Below are 25,379 nucleotides of genomic sequence, written 5' to 3'. Positions count from 1 at the left end.
CGCGCCCTTTTCTGATATTTACCCCATGGCTGATGTTCCACCGCTCTCTCCACAAGCTACCCCGGCGCCCCGTCCCGCAACAGTACCCAGCCCCGCCAGCTGGGGCCGCTTCAGCCTGCAACGCATACTCGGCCAGGGCGAACACTCGGTCACCTGGCTGGCGTTAGACCCGCGCCTGGGCCCGGCGCCCGGCCGCGAAGTGGCGCTCAAGCTACCCGTGATCCACAAAGCCGCCGACGCCGCCGTCATCACCCGCTGGGTGCAGCACGCGCGCCGCGTCAGCCACCTGGTGCATGCCCATGTGGTGCCGGTGCTGGAAGCCGACGTGCTGGAGCAGCAGCCCTATCTGGTCTACGGCTACCTGCCGGGGCAAACCCTGGCCAACATGCTGGCCCAGCGCGGCGCCCTGCCCGCAGCCGAGGCCGTGGCGCTGGCGCTGGATGTGCTGGACGCCCTGGCCGCAGCCCATGCGGCCGGCATGCTGCACCGCAACCTCAAGGCATCCAACGTACTGGTCGACGCAACCGGCCGGGCCCAGCTGCTGGACTTCGGCACCGCCACCCTGGTCGATGGCGCACCCGCCTGGCTGTCGCCCGAGGCCGCGCAAGGCGACATCACCACGCCGCAAAGCGATGTGTTCGCCGTCGGCCTGCTGCTGGCCGAGATGCTGGCCGGCAAGCCGCTGCTGGACGCCAACGACCCGGACCGCGCCAAATACCGCCTGGCCCACGAACAGCTGGCCCCGGCGGCCGACCTGGGCCCGGACGTGAACGCCAGCCTGCGCGCCATCGTGGCCCGTGCCCTGGCCTACGACCCCGGCCAACGCCCGCCCGGCGCCACCGCGCTGCGCGACGCACTGATCGCCTGGTCCGAAGCCACGGCCCGCGGTGACAGCGGCGAAACGTCCGACGATGTGCCAGGCAAGAAGACGCTGGACGCGCTGCTGGCCCGCATGCGGCACAAGAGCGACTTCCCCGCCATGTCGGACTCGGTGGCCCGCATCCAGGGCATGGCCAATTCCGAAACCGAGAGCATCGGCAGCGTCACCAACGAGATTTTGAAAGACGTCGCGCTGACCAACAAGCTGCTGCGCCTGGTCAACAGCGCGCACTTTGCGGCCCGCGGCGGCAGCATCAACACCGTGTCGCGGGCGGTCAGCCTGGTCGGCTTCAACGGCATCCGCAACATGGCGCTGAGCCTGGTGCTGCTGGAGCACATGGGCGACAAGGCCCACGCGAATGTGCTGAAGGACGAGTTCCTGCGCTCGCTGATGGCCGGCTCAATTGCGGTCGAGCTGTGCGCGGTGCAGCGCGAAAGCGAAGAGGCTTTCATCGGAGCCATGTTCCAGAACCTAGGCCGGCTGCTGGCCGAGTTCTACTTCCCCAACGAGGCGCGCACGGTGCGCGGCCTGATGGCATCGACCCACAAACCGATGGCCGAGGCCGCGGCTGCCGCCAGCGTGCTGGGCGTGGGCTACGAGGCGCTGGGCGTGGAGATCGCCAAGAGCTGGGGCCTACCCGAAGGCATACAGCGCAGCATGCGCAAGCCCCGGGGCGAACCGCCGCTGCACCCGCCGGTGGTGGTCGAGGAGCGCACCCGCTGGATCGCCATGGCCGCCAACGAGATCGCCGACATCCTGCTGCGCAGCCCCACGGCCGAGGCTCCGCTGCGGCTGGCCCAGGTGGCCGGCCACTATTCGCGCAGCCTGGGCGTCAGCCCGGCGGCGGTACGCATCGCCACCGTGGCGGCGCGCAAGAAGCTGATCGAGATGGCCGCCGCCATGGAGATCCGGGTCGTCGCCGGCTCGGGCGCGGCCCAGCTGCTGCAAGCCCCCGAAGAAGGCCCGGACCCGGTGGTCGAGCTGCCCGATGCGCTGGCGCCGCTGGCCCTGCAGGCCACGCCGCCGGCCGACGGCAGCCCGCCGCCCACACCGGTGCACAGCGTGGCCGACATCCTGACCGAAGGCATACAGGACATCACCCACGCCATGGTGGAAGACTTCAAGCTCGGCGACGTGCTGCGCATGATCCTGGAAACCATGTTCCGCGCCATGCACTGCCAGCGCATCATCTTCTGCATGCGCGACCCCAAGACCGAAACCCTGACCGGCCGCTTCGGCCTGGGCGAAGGTGTGGAGGGCGTGGTCAAGCCGTTCCAGGTGGCGCTCAAGCCCAGCGGCGCGCCCGACCTGTTCAGCGCGGTCTGCCTAAAGGGCGCCGACACCATGATCCCCGACGCTACCGAGCCCCGCATCGCCGAGCGCCTGCCGGCCTGGTACCGGCAACAGATCCACGCGCCCACCTTTTTGCTGCTGCCGCTGGTGATCCAGAACAAGCCGGTGGGCCTGATCTACGCCGACACCGCCACCAAGGGCGGCCTGGGGCTGGACGAGAAAGAACTGGCCCTGCTGCGCACCCTGCGCAACCAGGCCGTAATGGCGTTCAAGCAATCGAGCTGAACGCTGGTCCGCGCGAGATGCTATTTATTTAATAGCTTCTCGCGCAATCTCTGCCTGCGCCAGAGCCTATTTTTGCCATACACCCACCTGGGCGATCACCCAGTCACCAGCATCCAGCGGCAGGTCGTGCCCCGCCGTGGGGTGCACTTGCAGCGCGCACTGCCAGTGCCGGGCCAAAGCGCGCGAACAGGCCACCGACACCAACTGGTCCCGCGCGCTGGCCAGCAGCAGGGTCGGCACGGGCGGCGGATGCGTCGGCGCTTGGTAGCGGGCCGCGGCCAGCAGCTGGCGCACGGCATTCGCGCGGCTTACCGGGTGCTGGGCGCGCAAGGCCAGCCACTGCGGCAGCACAGCGTCGTGCGCGCCGTTGCTGGTGATGCGCAGGATGCTGCGCTCCCACAATTCGGGCGAGCCGCCCCACAGCGCCAGCCGCAGCAGCAGCCCATAGTTCTGCGGCCGCAGCCGCTGGTAGAACGGGCTGAAGGGCCGCAGGCTGGTGTTCAGCAGCACTTGGGCCGCCACCTGCTGCGGGTAGGCCGTCGCCCAGGCCACGGCCACCATCGCGCCCAGCGACATGGCGAGTATCTGCACCGGCCCGACGATCTGCCGGCGCGCCAGCTCGGCCCGGCAATGCACGACCATCGCGTCCACGTCGGCCGGGCTGCGCTGCCGGTGCAGGCTGCCGTTGCCCGGCAGGTCCAGCGCAATCACCTGGTAGCCCGGCTGTGCCGCCTGGAACAGGTCTACAAAGCCGCCCCAGTGGCCGCTCTCGCGGGTCAGGCCGCGCAGAAGTATCCAGGTGCTCATTTGGGGCCGTACCAGTCGTGCCGGGCCTGGGCGTGGTGGTAGGTGCGCATCTCTTCGGGCGGCAGCCACAGCTTGTGGCCGTGCGCGGCGCGGGCCAGAAAGTCCAGCAGCGACTGGTGCTGGCGCAGCACGCGCTGCTGCCGGTGGGCGATCAGCGGGTTGAAGATGCCGTGGCGCGAGAACAGCTGGCGCGGGTTCTTCTTCACCCACAGCCAGGACCCCATTTCCAGAGTCAGCGGCAGAAAAATCCGTCCAGGCGGTGCTTGCTGGTACAGGTGGTCCCACAGGTCGCCGTGCGCCAGGTACTGCAGGCTTTGCGGCTCGAAGATGTAGCGGTACTGGCTGTGCGACTCGATGAAGATGCGCTTCAGCGCGTGCATCTCGGCCAGGTGGGCAATCGGCGTGCGGGTGTGGGCGTAGGGAAACCACAGCCGGTCGCTGACGCCAAAGCCCGAATGGCAATCCACCGACAGGCTGAAGGCACGCGACAGCAGCTCGGCCTGCACCACCGCGCAAACCGCCTGGTTTTCGGCCTCCATCGCGGCGGCATGGCGGCCGCGGTACCAGGGCAGGCGTGCGCTGAGTCGCTGGCCGCCGACCAGAAAGGGCACGGGGTCGCGCGCGTCCACCGGCGCATTGCGCATCAGGTCCACACCCTGCGGATTGGCCCGCGTGCCCAGCGCCATGCCGCCGGGGTTGATGATGGGCATGAACACCAGGCGCACCGATTCCAGCTGGCGGTGCAGCGCGCTGTCCCAGGCCAGCCGGGTCACCAGGCTGTGCAGATAGGCGATGACCACGCCAGCGCCGATCCGCTCCAGGCCGTGCACGCCTCCAAAGTAGCCGACCGCCGGCACGTCCAGCGAGGGGTTGCCCAGGGTGATGGCATGCACCGGGTAGCTGCCGCCGCCCGGCAGGGCCACGCGGCACACCGTGCGCGCCTGCAAGTGGCTGCCGCCCAGCGCAACCGTGCGCTCCAGCGCCGCCAGTTCGGGCAATGCGGGCAGTTCGGGTGGGGATGCAGAGGCGTGGGGCACAGGCTCGCAGCATAGCCACGCCGGCGGCGGTGCGGGGCCGAATTTTGCCCACTGTGCGGCAATGGCACACCGACACGCGCTTGTCACATTGCGCGCCTATGGTGGGCTGCAAACCACGAGGGGAGACCCATGATGCTGCTCCGCAAAGCCACCCTGATGCGCCTGATCGCCGTACCCGCCTGCCTGGTCTGGGGCGTGGCCGAGCTATGGGCCTTGCAGCGCGCGCGCTGGCAGCAGCGCCGCTTCGGGCATTGAGCCCGGATACCCAATATGTATGAAGCTTTGGAGAGCTGTCGGCGCGGCATGCCGCCCTGAAGACCGTGGGGCTTCGTTGGCAAAATCTGCTTTCATTTAGATAGCTGCCTGCGCAATCCATATAAGCGCCAGAAGCATATTTCACCTGTATTTTTAGCCTTACGCTGACCGTCTTTCAACGCCTGCCTGGCGGGCCAGCACCACACCATTCGGCTCGGATGTGGCCCTTTGGCCCGCGTTGACACACCTGGGGGCGCTGGTTAAGGTGGGCCGCGCAAATCTGCGGGCCATGCCCGCCTGTTTTGCGATCCAACCCAACAAGGAGAATTGCATGGCGTACCAGATCTGGCTTCGGGCCTTGGTTTTTGCGTTTTGGGCGAGCCTGGCCGCGGGGGCGCACGCCGATGACTGGGAGTGCCGAGACCGCCCCGCACCGCAGGTGACCTTTATCCAGTTCCAATCACCGAATCTTGCCGCGCCCCAGAGCCCGCTGACCATCAAGGGCAAGCTGAGCATTCCAGCCCGGGCCAACGCGCGCCGCAACTGCTTTGATTTCGACAACTACCCTTCCAAAAAGCGCGGCCACGGCGACAACCACAAGCTGCCGGCGGTGCTGATACTGCACGGCTCCAGCGGGGTGGATGCGCGTGGCGACTTTTATGAAGCGGCGCTGAATGTGGCCGGCATCGCCACCCTGCAGATCGACATGTGGGAGGCCCGTGGCGTGACCGGCGGGACGAACCGGCCCCAGCTGCCGATCCTGACGGTACCCGACACCTTCTCGGCGTTGGCCTTTCTCAGCGCCCAGGCGAATATTGACCCGGACCGCATTGGCGTGCTGGGCTTCTCCTGGGGCGGCGTGATGAGCCTGGCCAGTGCCGAGCGCGCGTATGCGGGCCAGTTTGGTGGCGGCCGCAAGTTTGCGGCCCACGTGGCCCATTACCCGGTGTGCTACGCCGCCAACAACGCGGCCATCCTGCGCGCTTTCGGCGTGTCGCCGGCGCAGGCGGGCACGCTGTTCCAAAACCTCACGGGCGCCCCGGTACTGATCCAGATCGGCAGCAAGGACAGTTACGACAACAGTGCCGCCCCTTGCCGGGCGTTGGCGGCTTCGGTCAACCCGAGCAATGGCGACGTGGTGGACGTGGTCGAATACCCGGGCGCCTTCCACGGCTGGGACCGGCTGATGGTGCCGGTGACGGCCGCCGACCCGTTTGCCAACCAGGGCAGCTACTTGCTGGGCACCTCGGCCATCCCCAGCATCAGCATCGTCCCCGATGTAGCCCAGGCCCACGCCTCGCGTGAGCGCGTGGTGCGCTTCTTCCGCGGCAATCTCTAGGCACCATTCACAGATGGGCGAAGAGCGCTGGGGCACGGTCCCAGCGGTCGTGCAAGCCGTCCACATAGGTGATGGGCACGCAGGCCAGTTCTTCGTCGGACACATCGTTCAGGCACATCAGGTTCACCCCAACCATCTTGCCAATCGGGGTGTCGTTGCCAATGCCGAAGGCGCGCACGCCGCAGTGCTTGCAGAAGAAGTGCTGGTTCTTGCGGGTGTTGAACAAATACTCCGTCAGATCGCCCTCGCCTGCCAGCAGACGGAAGCCCTGGGGCAGCACCACGGCGGGCCAGAAGCGGGTGCGCCGGCAGATCGAGCAATTGCAGCGGTAACTGCTCTGCGACAGGTCGATGTCGGCCTCGAAGCGGACGGCCCCGCAGTGGCAACTGCCATGGTAGGTTTTCAGCATCGCCAATTCCCTTTCAATCTCCAGCTAGCGGCGCACCCGCGGCTGATCCGGGTCGTAGACCGTCGTACTGGTACCCACGCCGACACCGACCTGCGCGCCACCGACGTTGGTGCTGGTGCCCACCCCCACGCCGGTACCCACCTGGCCGCGCTGGTTCACCCCTACACCAACACCCACCGGCCCCACCCCGGCCCCCACGCCCAGATGCACACCGCCCGAGCCGCCACCGACCCCGATGCTGACCCCGGGAAACAGCGGCACGCTGACACCCACGCCCACCGAGCTGCAGGCGCCCAGCAGCGCCAAGCCCACCGATGCCAAGCTGTAACGGATACCCGACAACATACGCCCGCCTTTAAGCCCCATCCGGGATCTCCGGCTCGACGAGATGGGCCAGGGCCGACAAGGATTCCTGCCAGCCGAGGTAGCACATCTCGACCGGAATCACCGACGGAATCCCCTCCTGCACGATACTCAGCTCGGTGCCGCAAAGGACTTGGCGCAAGGCGACCGTGACCTGCATCTCGCCCGGCAGGTTGGGGTCGTCAAACCTGTCGGTGTAGCGGATCTGCGTGTGCGGCGTGAGTTCGGTGTAGGTGCCGCCAAAAGAATGGCTGCCGCCGGTGCCGAAGTTGGTGAACGACATGCGGAAGCTGCCGCCGACCCGCACCTCCGAATGGTGGATTTTGGCCGTGAACCCGCGCGGCGGCATCCACTTGACCCATGCGTCGGGGTCGAGGAATGCGCGGTAGATGCGCTCGGGCGGGGCCTTCAGCACGCGGTGCAGGCGGACGGTGTTGGCTTGGTCGGACATGGGTAGGTCTCCTTTGCAAATGGGTGGGCCGCCAAAGCTGGCTAGGACCGGTCTGGCATCGGGGCAACGGCCTCTTGCCGACTACCCAGGCGCGGAGCAAATCATCTCTGTTTTGCGCCGCCCCGGGGGCTACATTTGGTAAGCCCTGCATACGCTACGAATTACATAGCTTTTCGCGCAATATCCATGAGCATACGCCTCATAAATCCGCTTGCACCATCACTGTAGGCCGTCGACGTATACCGACCCCGTCGAACTTCTTCAGCAGGGGGGCTGCATCGACCCGGACGACCTAGACCTCCCGGAAATCTATTCCTTTGAAAGTCCGCGTGGCGTTGCCACGCTCAACCTGATGGTGCTGGATTCGCCGCTCGGCACGACCTTTGTCTGCTGCATCCTGGGCCAGCGCGGCCAGCTTGCAGGCTAGCCAGGCGCGGGCCAAGCGTTTGTTGGCATGCTGGCTGCGCTCGGTTTGCACTTTGACGCTGAGCCCACTGGGCACGTGCGTGGCCCGGACCGCAGAGTCGGTCTTGTTGACATGCTGGCCGCCCGGTCCGCTGGCGCGCACGGCTTCAAAGCGGATGTCCTTGTCGTGCAAGGCGTCGACAAAACTGGGGGACTCCGGCGCAAAAATATCTGCACCAATGAACCAGTTCTTGCGCCGATGACCAGGCCTGTAAGGACTGGGACAGATCCACAGCACACTGCCTTGCCAGCGCTGCGCCAAGGCCTGCGCCATATCGCCGTCCAGCGCCAACAAGACTGAACGCAACGTGTCCACTGCGTTACCCTGCACTTGCTCAATGACATCTACTCGGACCGCCAGTTGCGCGGCTTCTTGTGTCAAACGGGCCAAGGCTTTGTGCACCGCGAGGCAACATTCTTCGGGGCCGGTATTGGCGGAAAGTTGCAACATGATCATTCGCAGCACTCCCCACGGGTTTTGTAGGTGAGCACAGGCTTCAGGCGTGCCAACATCCGCACCAGACCCGCCCGCACCAAGGTCTGCACCACGCTGTCTACCGGCTTGTAGGCCTGCGGCGCTTCCTCGTAAATCAGCTGGCGGTCGTTGCAGATCACGCGGCTGCCTAGCGCGGTGCGGCCCATCTGCGTGGGGGTCATCAGTTTGAACAACCGGTCTTTGCAGGCCGAGCGAATCCACTTGCGGCCCGCACCATGCGCGAGCGACTGCAGGCTTGCATCGTCACTCCCGCAGGGCTGCACCAGATAGCTGTAGTCGCCGCGTGAACCGGGTATGACAACCGGCCCAGCATCCGACGGGGTGGCTCCCTTGCGATGCAGCCAACCAGCTGTGCCCGCAATCGTGGCAGATGCCACGAAGTTATGGTGCACATCCAGCAGACACTCGCCTTCGCTGCGCACGTTGGCCAGTAGCCTCTGCGCAATCCATTGCCGGTTGCATTGGGCGAACTGCAGCGCCGCGTCGTGCTGCCGCAGGTAGGCGGCGCTGTCCGCCCCTCCCTCTGGCACACCATGGTGACGGAACTGGTCCACGTGCTGGCGCAAGATGTGCTCCCCCAGCCCGCGCGAACCGCTGTGCACCAAGAGCAGCAAATGCTTGGTGTCCAAACCCAGTTCCTCGACAGTGTCGCTGGCATAGACCGTATCGATCTGCTGAAACTCGGCAAAGTGGTTGCCTCCGCCTAGCGTGCCCAATGCCGATTCAAAACCTGTTGCGTTCATCTGACCGCTTGCCAGCGCCTGCGCAATCGCGGCTTGGCCATCAAAGGCATCTTCGCTTGAGAACGGCCCGTCGATATTGCCCACCCGCTTTTCCAGCTTGTCGAGCTTGACACTGCTGGCGCGCATGTCGGTCTTCCACAACGCCATGCCACAGCCAATATCGTTACCCACCAGCGCCGGATACAAGCGCCCGACCGAGAAGAATGCGGCCCCAACCGGATAACCGCGCCCAGGATGCAAGTCAGGCATGCCCGCAACCCGCTGCATGCCCTCCAGTTGCGATGTGGTGATGAGCTGCTGTACGGCAGCGTCCTCCATCCACGTGGCGTCGGACGCGACCACACAGGCACGGTCCGACACGTTTTTGACAAAATTGCCCATAAAAATCCAGAATCAAAAAACGTTGAAACCGGACCGGGACAGACGCACGCACGCCAACGCTGCGCCGCACACGCATCAGGCGTTGTGCAGCGTGCCGTGGGGCGCTAGAAAAGGTGGGAGAAGCTTAGTTGACAAGCCCCGCCACCGCTGACCCAGCCCACAGGGAGGTCGTGTTCTTTTGCATGTTGTTCTCCTGGTAGGTGGATGAAAGGGTGGGGAGTACAGTATTTGCGAGATGGCTAGGTGCCATGGCGAAAACTGCAGGGCGCGACTTTAGCGGGGGAAGTGATGCGTGGCAAATGCGCAATGCATTGGTGACGCGTTTATGCGACAGCGCCTCTTTCCCTGGTTGGTTAGCTCAGCTTGGCGGAATGCTCCGAACCACAGACCCAACTGAAAGCATTCGGTTCAACCCCAAGTCTCTTTGAGAACTGCGCGAAACAGGTCTGACAGCAGAGGCTCAACGTCCGCCCTGTCCTTGCGCACAGGGGAAAGCTTTTCGAGTCGCTCCAACTCGCGCTCGACGAATCTTTGAATAGGCGCGATCTGGGGTGAAAGGCCCATCTCGGGGGAAGTGCGTTTCACTTCCAGCAGATCGTTGATGGCTGCACCCAATTCGTCTTCGCCTTCAACAAACTCAAACAAGCGCTGAAATTCAATGGGTGCAGGCGTTCGGTAGTGTTCCAGCCAGCGTACTGACAGGAGAGGCCTCAACACATAGACGTACTTTTTCAGCGGCACCTGCTCAGCTTGCAGATAGCCTCGGTAGTTGGTCTTGGCCATGCTCCTGTAGTGGTAGATGCCACTTTCAGCAGAGTAGACCTGCGGTAGCAGTTCTCTTGCTCTGGCGTGAAAAGTGCCCGTGTGTTCGTACATGCTCGGAGACTGAATCCACTCCACAAACCCCGGGTTGGACTTGGAGAACAGACGCAATGCTTTACGCAGATCCCATCCGTTGATGTCCATGTCATCCACGATGGGATACTCGATCACGTCACGCTTTTCTTCCAGCCTTACCGACAGATACCAATCTGGCCGGTTGACATAAATGAAGCGGGCATCGTAATCACTGTTGGGCGATGCGAAACCCCAAGCACGGCTACCGGATTCAATGGCGAGCAAGACTTTGACGTGATGCTCCGACTCGGCTGTACGCAGGCGGTTGAAAACTTCTTGACGAACTTCTGTGGAAATCATCGAACTCCCTTTGTCTGCTGTTTGGCTTGACTATGTCGCATCTGTTCAGCGCAACGCTCAGATTCCTAGCGTCGGGCAGTATCCCAATCCAGACCGAACTTCAGCAAATACTTGCGCAAGCGGTCTGCGTCGTTAATAACGCTGCGCTGTCGGCGTGACACGTTGAACAGCTCTCGCCCCGCATCGCTGATGCTGGCGTGCTGTCGACACACCGCAATGACCGCCTGCAGCTGGAGACGATCAAAGGTATCCAGGGTGCTGGCCTTTGCGCCCAATAAGTCTTCCAGCGACGGCGTATGAGCAGCTTGGGCGTTCAACCCCATGCCGGTTCCTCCGATGCCCGGCTTGGCCTGCGGCTGCCATTGCCACCGAAGGCGTTGTATCTCTGCCTGAACCAACGCAATGCCAATGCGTCCGTGGTCTGCCAACGTAGCCAGGCGGGTGATGGAGGCGCTGAGGTCGCGAAAGTTGCCACGCCAGCTTGCATCTACATCGGTGGCAAAACGCAAGTAGGCTGTGCGCGCCTCGGTGGTGAAACGCACCTGTTTACCCAACTCCTGTGCCGCCAGGGCGAGCTGGTGGTCCATATTGGGCTCGATGTCTTCACGTCGCTGGGCCAGGCCGGGCAGGGTGTAGGTCCATAAATTAATACGGGCAAAAAGGTCTTCGCGAAAACGCCCGGCGTCAATTTCCACGCGCAGGTCTTTGTTCGTCCCTGCAATGAGCTGGAAATTACTCTGCACCTCGCGATCCGATCCCATGGGCAAAAAGCGCTTCTCTTCCACTGCCTTGAGCAACATGGCCTGTTCATCCAGTCCCAGCTCTCCGATTTCATCCAGGAAGAGCAGCCCGCCGTGTGCCGTGCGCAGCAGGCCGGGGCGGTCGGTGATGGCGCCGGTGAAGGCACCTTTTTTGTGGCCAAACAGCGTGGAGCCCGCACCATCGCCACGCAAGGTTGCGCAGTTCACTTCGACAAACTCGCCTTCAATCTGGTGGCGCGCCTTCTTCAACTCAAACACGCGCCGCGCCAGCATGGACTTACCCGCGCCCGTGGGGCCGGTCAGCAACATCGGCGCCTTGCTCTGCACCGCGACGCGCTCCACCTCGTCTATCAGCGTGTTGAAACGCGTATTGCGAGTGGCGATGCCGCTCTTCAAGAAAGACACAGCGTCTTGTTGCGCAACATGCAGGCGCTGGTTGATGGCGTCGTAGCGCGACAGGTCCAGGTCAATCACTTCATGGCTGCCGGGGCCACGCCCTTGGCGTCCCCGCGGGGGAGCGCTTTGCAGCAGCACGCCAGGAAGAAAACGCGCCTCGACCAGCAGAAACAAACAGATCTGCGCCACGTGGGTGCCGGTGGTGATGTGGGCCTGGTAGGTCTCGCGGTTGGTGTCAAACGGGTAGGCGGCCGCCCAGTCGTACAGCGCGGTATACACCTCGCCGAAGTCCCAAGGGTTCACCAGATTCATCTCTACAAGATTCACCTGGGTGCTGGGCGACTGTTGGACGAAGTCATCGCGCACCAGTTGGGCCAGGGTGTTGTTGCGTCGGTCGTGGAATAGCTCCAGCCGGTCAATGGCCAGATCGTCGTGCTGCGCCAACGACACCGTGGGCCGCCACTTCTCCCAGCGCGCTGGGCTCTGACCAGAATCCAGCTGAGTTCCTAGAAATCCGATGACAACAGTCTTTTTCATTTGGCTAGTTTACTAGCTATAAAGATAAATATTGCAATTTTCCATACAACTGCACTTGCAAAAATTTTTTCTAATTTTTTAAATACCTATTTAAATCAATGGCTTATGAATTACTTAGTGAAAATTCAAGACTTGGCACGCTGCCTGCAATACATATCCCGTCACCACAACGGTGAATGCAAACAAGGAGCAAGAGCATGGCAAACACACAACTATTTCAAAGCATCAAAGGCAAGTTCTTGCCGGCAGCCAACACCGCCAATGAAGCTGGTGGCGTGGCTTATGCCCTGGCACCCCAGCACGCTCTGGTGCAGTTGGCCGTAACCGGTTGCCTGAACAATGTGTACTACGCCGGTGCGGCAGAGCAATTGGACAAAGTGCTGGAGCTGGCGGCCCAGGTGGATGTGAGTTTTGTGGCCAAGACCGCCATCTATGCCCGTGAGCGCGGCCATATGAAAGACATGCCCGCGCTGCTGTTGGCATCGCTGGCAACCCGCGATGTGGCTGTGTTTGCAAAGGCGTTTCCCCGCGTGGTGGACAACGGCAAGATGTTGCGCAATGTGGTGCAGATCCTGCGTAGCGGCCAAGTGGGACGTAAATCGCTGGGTTCACGCCCCAAGAAGTTGGTGCAGGCCTGGTTGTGCAACGCAAGCGAAAAGCAATTGCTGAACGCCAGTGTGGGTAACAGCCCTTCGTTGGCCGATGTGGTGAAGATGGTTCACCCCAAGCCGGCTGAAGCTTGGCGCGCCGCGTGGTTTGCCTGGTTGATTGGCCGTGACTTTGATGTGAACCAGTTGCCCGAGGCGACGCGTGCTTTTGAAGCCTACAAGAAAGATCGTAGCGGCGTGGCGCCGGACGTGCCTTTTCAGATGTTGACCGCTTTAAATTTGACGACCAACCAGTGGACGCAAATTGCAAAGAACGGTTCATGGCAGATGGTGCGGCAGAACCTGAACACCTTTGCACGCCACGGTGTGTTTGGTACGACCAAGGCTGAAAAGGCCATTGCAGCCAAACTGCGTGATGCGCAAAGCATTGAGAAAGCCCGTGTATTGCCCTACCAGTTGATGGCGGCGTACAAGGCTACAGATGAGGCTGTTCCTCAGCAAGTGCGTGAGGCACTGCAAGATGCGATGGAAATTGCATTGAAGAACGTGCCAGAGTTGGCGGGCGATGTGGTGGTGTGTCCTGATGTGTCGGGCTCCATGAGCACGGCGGTGTCTGGACATCGTGGTTCTGCAACCAGTGCGGTGCGCTGTATTGACGTGGCTGCCTTGGTGGCTGCGGCTCTGCTGCGCAAGAACCCGACCACTGTGGTTTTGCCGTTCGAGCAGAAAGTTGTCAGCTTGTCACTGAACCCGCGTGACTCGGTGATGACCAATGCGGAGAAGCTGGCCGCCGTGGGTGGAGGTGGAACCAACTGCTCAGCACCGCTGGCTCTGTTGAATGCCAACAAGGCCAAGGCCGATCTGGTGGTGATGGTGTCGGACAACGAGTCGTGGGTGGATAACAAGCGTGCTGGTGCTACGCAAACCCTGCGTGAGTGGGAGGTGTTCAAGCAACGCAACCCGCATGCGAAGTTGGTGTGTATCGACATCCAGCCCTATGCCCATACGCAGGCGCTGGAACGGTCCGACATCTTGAACATCGGCGGTTTTACCGATGAGGTGTTCAAGGTACTGGCCTTGTTCGCGGCGGGTGCGTTGGGAGCCGACCACTGGGTCGGATTGATTGACGAGCTGGTGTTGTAAGCCGGAACGCGATGTTGTGTTAAGCGTCGTCGCCTGAGGAGTGCCGGTGTGATTACATCCAAACTGTACCAATCACACCAATTGTTAGTCCTCAGGCGGGGACCTTCTTTTTGAAGGTAGAACAGAGAGTTTTCAAAAGCGCGAATGCTGGTGAGATTACATTGGTTTAGCCGGTTCGACTCTGGCCATGTGCATCACAGGAAACTGAATGCACATGAAATCTCACCGATCTTGTCGCGCTTTTGAAAGCTCTTGAGGAGAGAGCGAAAGGTTTTGATTGCCGGTGGCAAATGCGGTTGGAATTACAGCATTGTCACTGCCGAGGTCGCGGGTTCGAATCCCGCCGGTGCTGCAATGGATTTGTACCCGAGTCCATTACAGCACCGTAGCTCAGTCTGGTAGAGCACGTATCCATTTCAACAATTTTGTTGCTGCTGGTGATCAAAAGGGTTTGGATGAATGCCCGTGGAATTACAGGTAAACGCAGCGTGCAAACGCTCTCACGTCAAAAGACGCGAGTTCTGGGTTCAAGTCCCAGCTTGGCGACAAGTGGCGGAATTTCATTTCACAAACACTAGTCATCCGTTTTATGAAGCGAGAAAACAAGAATGAACTACCAACAACTCAATGTAGAAAACGGTGTACCCGTAAAGATGTGGACCAACGGCGTGCCGGTGGAAGCGGAGGCGCAGCGCCAGCTGGAAAACGCAGCCAAGCTGCCCATTGTGTTCAGCCACGTGGCCGTGATGCCCGACGTGCACTACGGTATTGGCGCCACCATCGGTAGCGTGATCCCTACGATCAAGGCCATCATTCCCGCTGCGGTGGGCGTGGATATTGGTTGCGGGATGATCGCCTGCAAGACCACGCTGGTCGCCAGCGATCTACCGGATAACCTGGGGCCGCTGCGTAGCGAGATTGAAAAGGCCGTGCCGCACGGCTCAGCACCCAAGCAGTATCGCCATCACAAGTCGAGCCGCGAGGTCGGGGCGTGGACGAACCCGCCCGCTGCGGCAGACGTCGCCTGGGCGCAATTGGTAGACGAGTTCGATGCGCTGTGCGTGGACTACCCGCGCCTGAAGAACACCAACAACCACCGCCATATGGGAACGCTGGGTGGGGGTAACCACTTTGTGGAGATCTGCTTGGATGAAGCCGGTAGCGTGTGGATCATGTTGCACAGCGGGTCGCGCGGTGTGGGGAACGCCATTGGTACGCACTTCATTGAGCTGGCCAAGAAGGATGCCGAGCTGCACCAGCGCAACCTGCCGGACCAGGACCTGGCCTACTTTGAAGAAGGTGCCCAGTACTTTGGTGACTACGTGCGTGGCGTGGATTGGGCGCAAAAGTTTGCGCGCCTGAACCGCGAGGTGATGATGCAGGCCGTGATTGGCGCACTGCGCAAAACCATAACCAAGCCGTTCGAGACGCACCTGGAAGCGGTGAACTGCCACCACAACTATGTGCAGAAGGAGACTCACTTTGGCCAAGAAGTATTTGTGACCCGCAAGGGCGCAGTGAGCGCCAAGGCGGGTGAGCTGGGGATTATTCCCGGCAGCATGGGGGCCAAGAGTTTCATCGTGCGCGGTAAGGGCAACCCGGATAGCTTCAACAGCTGCAGCCACGGTGCCGGCCGCACCATGAGCCGCACCAAGGCCAAGAAGCTGTTCACCGTGCAGGACCAGATCGATGCCACGGCCGGTGTGGAATGCCGTAAGGACGCCGACGTGATCGACGAGATCCCGATGGCCTACAAGGACATCGACGCCGTGATGCTGGCTCAGAGCGATTTGGTGGAAGTGGTGTACACGCTGAAGCAGGTGGTGTGTGTGAAGGGTTAGTGCCCCCGATCGAGGGGGCTGGAAAGAGACAAGAACAATGAAAACAGAACTTGAAAACACGATAGAAATCGACGGCTCGCAAGGTGAAGGCGGCGGGCAGATCCTGCGAACCGCCCTGGCGTTGAGCCTGATCACCGGCCAGGCCTTCAGCTTGATCAACATCCGCGCCAAACGCCCCAAGCCAGGCCTGATGCGCCAGCATCTGGCCTGTGTGCAGGCGGCGGTGGCCGTAGGTGGCGGACCTGCACACTGCAACGCGGTGGATGCGGAAGGCGTTGCGGTGCAGATTGGCGCCGGCCAACTTACGTTTAGGCCCGGCCCGGTGCGCTGCGGTGACTACGAATTCGCGATCGGCTCCGCCGGTAGCTGCATGCTGGTGCTGCAAACCGTGCTGTGGCCGCTGGCCTTGGCGGCGCAGCCGTCCAACCTCACGCTGCGCGGCGGCACACACAACCCGATGGCACCATCGGCCACGTTTTTGAGCCGCATGGCACCGTACTTCTCTGGCGCTGGCCAAGCGGTGTATGCGCTGGAAGTGCAACGCCACGGCTTTTACCCCGCAGGTGGCGGCGAGGTGCAAGTGCGCATTGCACCGCCACCCGATGGGCTGGCTGCGATCCATTTAATGGAACGCGGTGCGCGGCTGGAAGCCTGGGTCGAATGCCTGCACACCGGTATTCCCAAGGGCGTGGCCGGCCGCGAGCTTGAGGTCCTGGGCCGCGCGTTGGGCTGGACCGAAGACCAGCTGCGCGACCGCGCCTTGCGCTCCAACGAAGGTCCTGGCAATGCGTTGCAAGTAATTTTGCAGTTTGAGCACATCACCGAAGTGCTGACTGCCTTTGGCGAAAAAAGTGTGAGCGCAGAGGAAGTGGCGCGCAAGGTACTGCGCGAGGTGCAAGCCTACCTGGCCCACAGCGCACCGGTGGGCGAGCATCTGGCAGACCAGTTGATGATCCCGATGGCATTGGCAGCGTTGCAAGGCAAGGCGGGGCAATACTGGGCAACCAGCCTGTCGGAGCACACGCGCACCAACGCCAGCGTGATCGAGCAGTTCCTGCCACTGCGGTTTGTGATGGAACCCCTGAACGGTGGCTGGTTGGTTCGCGTCGAAACCTAGTACAAGAAAAAAGCCCCGGCAGTCTCACAACTGCGGGGCTTTTTGAATTGCGCTTTTGCTATTTATTCAATAGCTACCAGCGCAATATCTATCTGCGCCAGCGGCACATTTCTTTCAAACTGGCTTACACCAGCAGCGCATTCACGCGCTTCACATACGCCGCCGGATCGGCCGGCAAACCACCTTCAGCCAGCAGTGCCTGGTCGAACAAAATGTGCGCCAGATCGTTGAAGTGCACCGAGCCTTCGAGCTTCTTCACCAGGGCGTGTTCGGCGTTCACTTCCAGCACCGGTTTGGTCTCGGGGGCGGACTGGCCGGCTTGCTTGAGCATGCGGGCGAGCTGGGTGCTCATGCCGTCGTCTTGCACCACCAGGCAGGCGGGGCTGTCGACCAGGCGGGTGGTGACGCGCACGTCTTCGGCCTTGTCTTTCAGGGCTTCCTTAAGCTTGGCCAGCAGCGGCTTGAAGGTTTCGGCGGCTTCTTCAGCGGCTTTCTTTTCGTCTTCGTCGAGCAGCTTGCCCAGGTCGACCGCGCCCTTGGCGACGGACTGCATGGGAGTGCCATCGAAGTCGTGCAGGTAGTTCAGCGCCCACTCGTCGACGCGGTCGGTCATCAGCAGCACTTCGATGCCCTTCTTCTTGAAGACTTCGAGCTGCGGACTGTTCTTGGCGGCGGCGGCGTTGTCGGCGGTGATGTAGTAGATGGCTTCCTGGCCTTCTTTCATGCGCGCCTTGTAGTCGGCCAGCGACACGGTGGTGCTGTCGGTGGTGCTGCTGGCAAAACGCAGCAGCTTGGCTAGGCGGTCGCGGTTGGCGAAGTCTTCGCCCAGGCCTTCTTTCAATACGGCGCCGAATTCGGCGTAGAACTGGGTGTACTTGCCGACCAGGGCCTTGTCTTCGTCGCTCACCACGTCGGTCACGCCATCAGCCGAGGCTTCGGGCAACGCGTTGTGCTTGGCCAGGTCTTCCAGCATGCCCAAGACGCGCTTGGTGCAGCCTTCGCGGATAGCTTTCACGTCGCGGCTTTCTTGCAGCAGCTCGCGGCTCACATTCAGCGGTAGGTCGGCGGAGTCGACCACGCCCTTCACAAAGCGCAGGTAGCTGGGCAACAGGGCTTCGGCGTCGTCCATGATGAAGACGCGCTTCACGTACAGCTTCAGGCCGCCCTTTTTGTCGCGGTTCCACAGGTCTTGCGGGGCCTTGCCGGGCACGTAGAGCAGCTGGGTGTATTCGGTGCTGCCTTCGACGCGGTTGTGGGTGTGGGCCAGCGGGGCTTCGAAGTCGTGGCTGATCTGCTTGTAGAAGTCGTCGTACTGCTCTTGGGTGATGTCCTTCTTGGCGCGGGCCCAGATGGCGCTGGCCTTGTTGACGGCTTCCCATTCGCCGGTGTTGACCATGCCGCCGGGCTGGCGGCCGCCGGCTTCGTCGCTGGTGTTGATCAGCTCGCCGTCTTTCCACTCTTCCTTTTCCATCAGGATGGGCAGACTGATGTGGTCCGAGTACTTGCTGATGATGCTCTTGAGCTTCCAGGTGCTGGCGTATTCGAGCGCGTCGTCGCGCAGGTGCAGGATCACGCTGGTGCCGCGCTGTTCGCGGGTGATGTTCTCGACTTCAAACGCATCGCCGCCGCTAGCGCCGCCGTCGCTGGTCCAGCGCACGCCTTCCGTAGCGGGCACGCCGGCACGGCGCGATTCCACGGTGATGCGGTCAGCCACGATGAAGCCGGAGTAGAAGCCCACGCCGAACTGGCCGATGAGCTGCGAGTCGGCCTTCTGGTCGCCGCTGAGCTTGCTGACAAAGTCCTTGGTGCCGCTCTTGGCGATGGTGCCCAGGTTGTCGATGGCTTCTTGCTGGGTCAGGCCGATGCCGTTGTCGGTGATGGTCAGGGTCTTGGCGTCCTTGTCGAAGGACACGCGCACTTCCAGATTCGGCGCGTCTTCGTACAAGGCGCTGTTGCTGATGGCTTCAAACCGCAGCTTGTCGCAGGCGTCCGATGCGTTGGACACCAGCTCGCGCATGAAAATTTCTTTGTTCGAATACAGCGCGTGCGTGACGAGGTGCAGCAGTTGCGCGACTTCGGCCTGGAATGGCAGGGTTTTCTTGGTCATGTTGGGATGAATGCCTTGGAAATGTCAAAAAACGGAACACCGGCAGCAGCGTGCCGGGCAACCCGTAATTATGGCCGCAGCTGCAAACTTCAAGTCCCGGGGCGTATCCGGCCGGTTTTCATACAGATTGCGGACAAATTTGTCGGTGGATTGTTAAAACCATTGCCCTTGTGACCGGCGCTTGCGACCATCGTTGGCTGCAAAAACGCGTGCCGGCAACCGTCGGCCCACGCACCAACAATCAAACGAGGGGTACATACATGGATAGCAATCTGAAGAAATGGTCGGCCGAATTCATCGGCACCTTCTGGCTGACGCTGGGCGGCTGCGGCAGCGCCGTGCTGGCGGCTGCCTTTCCTGGCGTGGGCATTGGCCTGCTGGGCGTGTCGCTGGCCTTTGGCCTGACGGTGGTGACCGGCGCCTACGCGCTGGGGCCGATCTCGGGCGGGCATTTCAACCCCGCAGTGTCGATCGGCCTGGCGGTGGGCAAGCGCTTCCCGGCGTCCGGCCTGCTGGGCTACATCGTGGCCCAGGTGCTGGGTGCCTGCGCGGCAGCCGGCGTGCTGTATTTGATCGTCTCCGGCAAGGCCGACTTCGACGCGGCAAAGGCCTTCACCGGCGCCGGCGCGTTTGCCACCAACGGCTATGGTGCGCACTCGCCAGGTGGCTTCAGCCTGCTGTCGGTGCTGGTGTGCGAGGTGGTGATGACGGCCATCTTCCTGATCATCATCCTGGGCTCGACCGCGAAGCGCGCGGCCGGCGCCTTTGGCGGGCTCAGCATTGGCCTGTGCCTGACCTTGATCCATTTGATCTCGATCCCGGTGTCCAACACCTCGGTGAACCCGGCCCGCAGCACCGGCCCGGCGTTGTTTGTGCCCGGCGCCATGGGCGATCTCTGGCTGTTCTGGGTGGCGCCCATCGCCGGCGCGGTCATCGGTGCGGTGATTTACAACGCCTTGCTCAGCGACGAATAAGCCTATGCAGCCGCCTTGGCTTTGAGCAGGCGCGGAATGTTGTCTTCGATCCAGTCGGTCAGCAAACGCACCTTCTCGGCGGCCTCGCGCCCCAGCGGGGTGAGGCTGTATTCCACGTGCGGCGGCACGACCTCAAAAGCGATGCGGTTCACCAGGCCATCGGCCTCCAGGCACTGGAGCGTCTGGACCAGCATGCGTTCGCTCACGCCATTGACCTTGCGCCGCAGCTCGCCAAAACGCAGCGTGCCCGACTCCAGCGCGATCAGCACCAAAACGCCCCAGCGGCTGGTGATGTGCTGCAGCACCTCCCGCGAGGGGCAAGCGGCAACCAGCACGTCGCCGCGCTGCAACTTGTCGGCAATTCCCATGTTGTAGCTCCTTGCGAACACGGCCTGGATTGTAGATAAACGCGCTGCATCAGCACTTACTATTTTGTGTGTACTTGCAAAAAGTAAGTACCCTGCCTACATTCAGTCCCCAAGCTGGCGCCTTGAGGCCCGGCCCCTCCACGCTGAAAGGACTTGAATGAAGACAACCCTACTGGCAGGCATAGCCAGCATGCTGGCCGCCGCCTGCGCGCTGCCGGCCCTGGCCCAGGAGGCCGTGCGCAGCGCGGCCAACGCCGACGCACTGTTTACCAGCCCCGACCCCAAACTGCACGCCAACAAGCAGGTGGCCTACCACATCGTCAAGGACTTGCTGGAAGCCAACCACTGGGAGCTGGCCGAGCGCTACATCGACAAGGACTACATCCAGCACAACCCCAACGCACGCAATGGGCGGGATGCCGTGGTGTATTTCTTCACCCAGATACTCAAGGTCCAGCCCACGCCGATTCCAGAAAAACTGGGCCTGCCGGTCGCCGAGGTCATGGCCGAGGGCGATCTGGTGACGGTGATCTATCCACGCCGGGTCATCGACCCCAAGCACCCCAACGGGAGCTACAGCACGGCCTGGTTCGACACATGGCGCATCAAGGACGGCAAAGCTATCGAGCACTGGGACCCGGCGCTGATGAACGAAGCGCCCAAGCTGTCCAACTAAAGGCGCAGCACCGCACACAAAAAAGCCGCGACACAGCGCGGCTTTTTTTGCTTAAAACTTCTCGTGCGGCGTCAGGTAACGCCACTGGCCCAGCGGCAGATTGCCCAGCATCACATTGCCGATGCGCACCCGCTTCAGGCCCACCACCTTCAGGCCGACCAGCTCGCACATGCGGCGGATCTGGCGCTTCTTGCCTTCGGTCAGCACAAAGCGCAGCTGCTCGGGGTTTTGCCAGGTCACCTTGGCGGGCTTCAGGGCCTGGCCGTCCAGACTCAGGCCGTGGCGCAGCTTGGCCAGCATGGCGGGCGGGAACACGGCCTGCACATTGCTGGTGACCGGGTCGTCGTCGTCCATGCGCACCAGCTGGCCGGTGGGCGCGGGCTGGCCCAGGCCGTGGTAGGCCACGCGCACCAGGTATTCCTTTTCCATCACCGAGTCTTCGCCGATCAGCTGGCGGGCGATGCGGCCGTCCTGGGTCATCACCAGCAGGCCGATGGAATCGATGTCGAGACGGCCGCAGGGCGCCAGGCCGCGCAGCTGATTCGCGTGGAAGAAGAAGCGCGCGTTGTCGTCGACCCAGCGGTTCTGCGGGGTGAACAGGGTCACCGCCGGCTCGTGGCCGTCTTCGGCCTGGGCGCTCACATAGCCCATGGGCTTGTTGATCAGGATCGTGACCTGCGTGGCCTGGTGGCCCGCGGCGGCCTTGTCGATCTGGATACGGTCGCTGGGCGTGACCTTGACGCCCATCTCGGCCACCGCGCCATTGACCTTGACCCAGCCCTTGGCGATCCATTCGTCGGCCTCGCGGCGCGAGCACATGTTCAGCTCGGCCATGCGCTTGTTGAGGCGCGTGGGCTCGTTGCTGGCGGCAGGCCCGGCAGGTGGTGCGGCACGGCGGAAGGCGACGGTGGGATTCGGGGGCTTGATGGGGGTGTTCATGGTGCGCTACTAAATTAATAGCTGCCTGCGCTGGATTCATCAGCGCCAGAGGCAGATTTTGCCTATATTTTAAGCGAGCAGCCGGTAGCCGACCGCGGTTTCGGTCAGCAGGTGGGCGGGCTGGGTCGGGTCGGCCTCCAGCTTTTGCCGCAGATGGCCCATGTAGATGCGCAGGTAATGGCTTTGCTGGGTGTGCGCCGGTCCCCAGACTTCGCGCAGCAGCTGGCGGTGCGTGAGCACCCGGCCGGCATTGCTGATCAGCACCGCCAGCAGCCGGTATTCGATGGGCGTGAGGTGCACTTCGGCGCCGTCGCGGCGCACCAGCCGGGCCGCGCGGTCGACCTCGACCGCGCCGAAGCGGAACACCGGGTCGGCCTCGACCACGCCATCGGCCGCCGCCGCGCGCGGCCGGCGCAGATTGGCGCGGACACGGGCCAGCAGCTCGCCCACACCGAAGGGCTTGGTCAGGTAGTCGTCGGCCCCGGCGTCCAGCGCGGCGATCTTGTCAGCCTCGTCGCTGCGCGCCGACAGCACGATGATGGGCACGGCCGACCAGCCGCGCACATCACGTATCACTTCCAACCCGTCGCCATCGGGCAGGCCCAGGTCCAGCACCAGCATGTCGGGCTTGCGCGTGCCGGCCTCGGTCAGGCCCTGCTTGGCGGTGGCGGATTCGAACACCTGCCAGCCCTCGGCCTCCAGCGCGCTGCGCACAAAGCGACGGATGTGGGGTTCGTCTTCGATGATGACAGCGACAGGGGTCAAGGTATGTCCGGTGCGGGGCGGCGTGGCAGGGTGATGCTGAATTCTGCACCACCGCCCTCGGCCTGCGCAGCAACGATCTGGCCGCGGTGCGCGTCGACGATGGCTTTGCAGATGGCCAGGCCCAGGCCCACGCCGGGGGTGGCCGATTCGGCGCTGCCGCGGGTGAACTTGTCGAACAGTTCGGCTTCGCGCCCCAGCATCGCCTTGGGCAGGCCCGGGCCGTGGTCGCGCACGCTGAGCACCAGGCTGGTGGGCATGGCGCGGGCCTGCAGCACGATGGGCGGCGCGCCATATTTGGCGGCGTTCTCCAACAGATTGACCAGCACGCGCTCCATCAACACCGCGTCGAATTCGACCAGCGGCAGGTCGGCCGGCACCTCGGTTTGCACCGGCTGGCCGCGCAGGGCCGGGCCAGCGGCGCGGATGGCCGCGCCCACCAGTTCCTCTACCGACTGCCAATCGCTGCGCAAGGCCACGCCACCGTTCTGCAGCCGCGCCATGTCGAGCAGATTGGTGACCAGGGCCGACAGCTCGCGCGCCTGCACCACCATCGCCCCGGCCGCATCGGCCTGGGCCGGCGCCAGCGGCGGCTGCGCGGCCTGCAGCGATTCGGCCAGGCCCATCAGCGCAGTCAACGGAGTGCGCACATCGTGCGAGATGGCGGCCAGCAAGGTGTTGCGCAGGCGCTCGGACTCCATATGCACCACGGCCTCCTGCGCCACCTCGACATAGTGCACGCGCTCCAGCGCGATGGCTATCTGCCGGGCCAGGGTTTGCAGCAGTTGCTGCTGCTCAGGGATCAGCAGCCAGCGCGGCTGGCTGGGCTTGAGCGCCAGCACGCCGCGCACCCGCATCGGCGCTTGCAGCGGCACGCAATGCCAGGGATGGGCCGGCAAGGTGGTGGTGGCTAAGCCGGCACTGTGGCCGGTGCGCAGCACCCATTCGGCAATGCCGGCGTCGAAGTCGTGCGGCAGCATGGCGGGCAGGTGCAACCTACCCGCGCCCTCCTCCTTGTGGTCGGCCACCAGCACCAGCACCTTGCCGCCTTTTACCGGGTCCCAGGCCTGGCCTTCGACCTGGGTGAACAGGCGCTGCACCGCAGCCTGGCCAATCTCCACCACCTGGCTGCTCAGCAGCGCGCCAGAGAGTTCGCGCGTCAGGTCGAACAAGGCCTGGGTGCGGCGCTCGCGGCTGTCGGCAATCCGCGCGGCAAAGCGCAGGCCGGCAGTCAGCTGGCCTGTCAGTAGGCCAATCGCCAGCATCACGCCGAAGGTCACCAGGTACTGGATGTCGCCGACCGCAAACGAGAAGCGCGGCGACACGAAGAAGAAGTCGAACGCCGCCACGTTCAGCAGCGCGGCCAGCGCCGCCGGGCCGCGGCCCCAGCGCAGCGCCACCAGCACCACGGCCAGAAGGAACAGCATCACGATATTTGCCTGGTCCAGCCGGGCGGCCAGCGGCGTGGTCAGCAAAGTCACCAGCACCGAGCCGCCGAGTGCGGCCGCATAGGGCAGCCAATGGCCGGGCTGCAGCACGGCCTCGCCGTCGGGGCGCAACAGCACCCGCGGCAGCCGGCGGGCGCTGGCGCTGCTGCCGACTTCGACCAGCTCCAGCGTCGGGTCCAGTGTGGCCAGCTGGCGCGCCACCGTGGGCTGCAGCGCATGCCAGAACTGCCAGCGCGGCCGCAGGCTGGGCCGGCCCACCACCAGGGTTGCGCAGTTCAGGGTCTGGGCCTGGTGCGCCAGTGCCGCGGCGATGTTGCTGCCGGTCAGCACCGCGGTGTCGGCGCCCAGGGTTTCGGCCAGCTGCAGCACCGACAAAATGCGGTCGCGCTCGGCCGCGGCCAGGCGCTGCAGCAGCGGGGTTTCCACATAGGCCGCATGCCAGCGCACGTTCAGCCGCCCGGCCAACCGGGCCGCGGTGCGCACCGCATGCTCGGCGCCCTCCTGCGGGCCGATGCAGGCCAGGATGGCACCCGAGGTGTTCCACACCGGCGGCAGTGCCGTGGTCGCTCCCGACTGCTCGACCCGGTAGCTGCGCACATCGTCTTCCACATGCTCGGCGGTGCGGCGCAGGGCGATCTCGCGCAGCGCGATCAGGTTGCCCTTGCGGAAGAAGTTCTGCGTGGCCCGCGCCGCCTGCTGCGGCAGGTAGACCTTGCCGGCCTGCAGCCGGGCGGTGAGCTCGTCGGGCGTGACGTCGACCAGGATGATTTCGTCGGCGCTGTCGAGCACGGTGTCGGGCACGGTCTCGTGCACGCGGATGCCGGTGATGGCACCCACCGTGCCGTTCAGGCTCTCCAGGTGCTGCACGTTCAGCGCCGACCAGACCTCGATGCCTGCGGCCAGCAGCTCCTGCACGTCCTGCCAGCGCTTGGGGTGGCGCGAGCCTTCCACATTGGTATGCGCCAGCTCGTCGACCAGCAGCACGGCCGGCTTGCGGGCCAGGGCCGCGTCCAGGTCGAACTCGGGCAGGCTGCGGCCACGGTAAGGCAGTTGGCGCGGCGGCAGCTGCTCCAGGCCGTCCAGCAGCGCCGCGGTCTCGGCCCGGCCATGGGTTTCGACCACGCCGACCAGCACCTCGCGGCCAGCCGCATGCGCCTGCTGGGCCGCGCTGAGCATGGCGTAGGTCTTGCCCACGCCGGCGCTGGCGCCGAAATAGATGCGCAGCCGGCCCTGGGCGCGGGCCGCGTCCTGCTCCTGCAGGCGCTGCAGCAAGGCGTCGGGGTCGGGGCGGGTCTCCATGC

General features: G+C 63.5%; 22 protein-coding genes. 8 read left to right on the top strand and 14 right to left on the bottom strand.

Annotated features, from left to right (window positions below; translation table 11 throughout):
• Positions 1-25 precede the first annotated feature (25 nt).
• Complete coding sequence (locus BLT66_RS19395; protein ID WP_092760192.1) at positions 26-2,458, top strand: HDOD domain-containing protein; 2,433 nt, start codon at positions 26-28, stop codon at positions 2,456-2,458.
• A 66-nt stretch (positions 2,459-2,524) separates the two neighbouring features.
• On the opposite strand, the gene BLT66_RS19390 is transcribed toward BLT66_RS19395, so the two are convergent.
• A complete protein-coding gene (locus BLT66_RS19390) occupies positions 2,525-3,265 on the bottom strand; it encodes an alpha/beta fold hydrolase (protein WP_092760190.1) in 741 nt (246 codons plus the stop codon).
• Complete coding sequence (locus BLT66_RS19385) at positions 3,262-4,302, bottom strand: M14 family zinc carboxypeptidase (RefSeq protein ID WP_092760188.1); 1,041 nt, start codon at positions 4,300-4,302, stop codon at positions 3,262-3,264. The genes BLT66_RS19390 and BLT66_RS19385 overlap by 4 nt, the downstream gene beginning before the upstream one ends.
• A 129-nt stretch (positions 4,303-4,431) precedes the next feature.
• Here BLT66_RS19385 and BLT66_RS27270 point away from each other — a divergent pair, with 129 nt between their 5' ends.
• Both BLT66_RS27270 and BLT66_RS19380 read left to right on the top strand, forming a co-directional pair.
• On the top strand, positions 4,432-4,557 hold the full coding sequence (locus BLT66_RS27270; protein ID WP_255407011.1) for a hypothetical protein: 126 nt from the start codon (positions 4,432-4,434) through the stop codon (positions 4,555-4,557).
• A 331-nt stretch (positions 4,558-4,888) separates the two neighbouring features.
• A complete protein-coding gene (locus BLT66_RS19380) occupies positions 4,889-5,896 on the top strand; it encodes a dienelactone hydrolase family protein (RefSeq protein ID WP_176955108.1) in 1,008 nt (335 codons plus the stop codon).
• Between the two features lie 7 nt (positions 5,897-5,903).
• On the opposite strand, the gene BLT66_RS19375 is transcribed toward BLT66_RS19380, so the two are convergent.
• From BLT66_RS19375 to rtcR, 7 genes are all read right to left on the bottom strand, one after another.
• A complete protein-coding gene (locus tag BLT66_RS19375; protein WP_092760184.1) occupies positions 5,904-6,305 on the bottom strand; it encodes a GFA family protein in 402 nt (133 codons plus the stop codon).
• Positions 6,306-6,329: 24 nt separating this feature from the next.
• Positions 6,330-6,650, bottom strand: a complete 321-nt coding sequence (locus BLT66_RS19370) for a hypothetical protein (protein WP_092760182.1) — start codon at positions 6,648-6,650, stop codon at positions 6,330-6,332.
• Between the two features lie 10 nt (positions 6,651-6,660).
• The gene (locus BLT66_RS19365) at positions 6,661-7,119 is read right to left on the bottom strand and encodes an SRPBCC family protein (RefSeq protein ID WP_092760180.1); all 459 of its coding nucleotides are present in this window, start codon (positions 7,117-7,119) and stop codon (positions 6,661-6,663) included.
• Positions 7,120-7,411: 292 nt separating this feature from the next.
• Positions 7,412-8,035 carry a peptide chain release factor H gene (gene prfH / locus BLT66_RS19360; protein WP_369821620.1) on the bottom strand — a complete coding sequence of 208 codons (624 nt, stop codon included), beginning with the start codon at positions 8,033-8,035 and terminating at the stop codon, positions 7,412-7,414.
• A gap of 2 nt (positions 8,036-8,037) precedes the next feature.
• Positions 8,038-9,204: an RNA ligase RtcB family protein gene (locus BLT66_RS19355; protein WP_092760176.1), complete on the bottom strand. Its 1,167-nt coding sequence runs from the start codon at positions 9,202-9,204 to the stop codon at positions 8,038-8,040.
• Between the two features lie 408 nt (positions 9,205-9,612).
• Positions 9,613-10,401: a nucleotidyltransferase domain-containing protein gene (locus BLT66_RS19350; RefSeq protein WP_092760174.1), complete on the bottom strand. Its 789-nt coding sequence runs from the start codon at positions 10,399-10,401 to the stop codon at positions 9,613-9,615.
• A gap of 65 nt (positions 10,402-10,466) precedes the next feature.
• The gene (gene rtcR, locus BLT66_RS19345) at positions 10,467-12,095 is read right to left on the bottom strand and encodes an RNA repair transcriptional activator RtcR (protein WP_092760172.1); all 1,629 of its coding nucleotides are present in this window, start codon (positions 12,093-12,095) and stop codon (positions 10,467-10,469) included.
• Between the two features lie 197 nt (positions 12,096-12,292).
• Between rtcR and BLT66_RS19340 the strand changes: the two genes are divergently transcribed.
• From BLT66_RS19340 to rtcA, 3 genes are all read left to right on the top strand, one after another.
• Entirely contained in the window at positions 12,293-13,846 is a 1,554-nt protein-coding gene (locus BLT66_RS19340) for a vWA domain-containing protein (RefSeq protein ID WP_092760170.1), read from the top strand.
• A 608-nt stretch (positions 13,847-14,454) separates the two neighbouring features.
• On the top strand, positions 14,455-15,687 hold the full coding sequence (locus BLT66_RS19335; RefSeq protein WP_092760168.1) for an RtcB family protein: 1,233 nt from the start codon (positions 14,455-14,457) through the stop codon (positions 15,685-15,687).
• A 37-nt stretch (positions 15,688-15,724) separates the two neighbouring features.
• On the top strand, positions 15,725-16,804 hold the full coding sequence (gene rtcA / locus BLT66_RS19330; RefSeq protein ID WP_092760166.1) for an RNA 3'-terminal phosphate cyclase: 1,080 nt from the start codon (positions 15,725-15,727) through the stop codon (positions 16,802-16,804).
• 124 nt (positions 16,805-16,928) lie between these two features.
• On the opposite strand, the gene htpG is transcribed toward rtcA, so the two are convergent.
• Entirely contained in the window at positions 16,929-18,911 is a 1,983-nt protein-coding gene (htpG, locus tag BLT66_RS19325) for a molecular chaperone HtpG (protein ID WP_092760164.1), read from the bottom strand.
• Between the two features lie 260 nt (positions 18,912-19,171).
• Between htpG and aqpZ the strand changes: the two genes are divergently transcribed.
• Complete coding sequence (gene aqpZ, locus BLT66_RS19320; protein WP_092760162.1) at positions 19,172-19,885, top strand: aquaporin Z; 714 nt, start codon at positions 19,172-19,174, stop codon at positions 19,883-19,885.
• A 2-nt stretch (positions 19,886-19,887) separates the two neighbouring features.
• On the opposite strand, the gene BLT66_RS19315 is transcribed toward aqpZ, so the two are convergent.
• A complete protein-coding gene (locus tag BLT66_RS19315; protein ID WP_092760160.1) occupies positions 19,888-20,253 on the bottom strand; it encodes a winged helix-turn-helix transcriptional regulator in 366 nt (121 codons plus the stop codon).
• A 157-nt stretch (positions 20,254-20,410) separates the two neighbouring features.
• Here BLT66_RS19315 and BLT66_RS19310 point away from each other — a divergent pair, with 157 nt between their 5' ends.
• The gene (locus tag BLT66_RS19310) at positions 20,411-20,929 is read left to right on the top strand and encodes a nuclear transport factor 2 family protein (RefSeq protein WP_092760158.1); all 519 of its coding nucleotides are present in this window, start codon (positions 20,411-20,413) and stop codon (positions 20,927-20,929) included.
• 51 nt (positions 20,930-20,980) lie between these two features.
• Here BLT66_RS19310 and BLT66_RS19305 read toward each other — a convergent pair whose 3' ends face one another.
• The 3 genes from BLT66_RS19305 to BLT66_RS19295 all read right to left on the bottom strand — a co-directional run bounded on the left by BLT66_RS19305 (position 20,981) and on the right by BLT66_RS19295 (position 25,377).
• On the bottom strand, positions 20,981-21,868 hold the full coding sequence (locus BLT66_RS19305) for a pseudouridine synthase (protein WP_369821619.1): 888 nt from the start codon (positions 21,866-21,868) through the stop codon (positions 20,981-20,983).
• A gap of 69 nt (positions 21,869-21,937) precedes the next feature.
• On the bottom strand, positions 21,938-22,633 hold the full coding sequence (kdpE, locus tag BLT66_RS19300; RefSeq protein ID WP_092760156.1) for a two-component system response regulator KdpE: 696 nt from the start codon (positions 22,631-22,633) through the stop codon (positions 21,938-21,940).
• Entirely contained in the window at positions 22,630-25,377 is a 2,748-nt protein-coding gene (locus BLT66_RS19295) for a DUF4118 domain-containing protein (protein ID WP_092760154.1), read from the bottom strand. The genes kdpE and BLT66_RS19295 overlap by 4 nt, the downstream gene beginning before the upstream one ends.
• Positions 25,378-25,379: the final 2 nt, after the last annotated feature.

The sequence above is a fragment of the Rhodoferax sp. OV413 genome (genome assembly GCF_900104385.1).
Taxonomy (GTDB): Bacteria; Pseudomonadota; Gammaproteobacteria; order Burkholderiales; family Burkholderiaceae_C; genus Rhodoferax_B.
The sequence above is the reverse complement of the archived record's forward strand: the minus strand, read 5'-3'. Positions and strand labels throughout refer to the sequence as shown.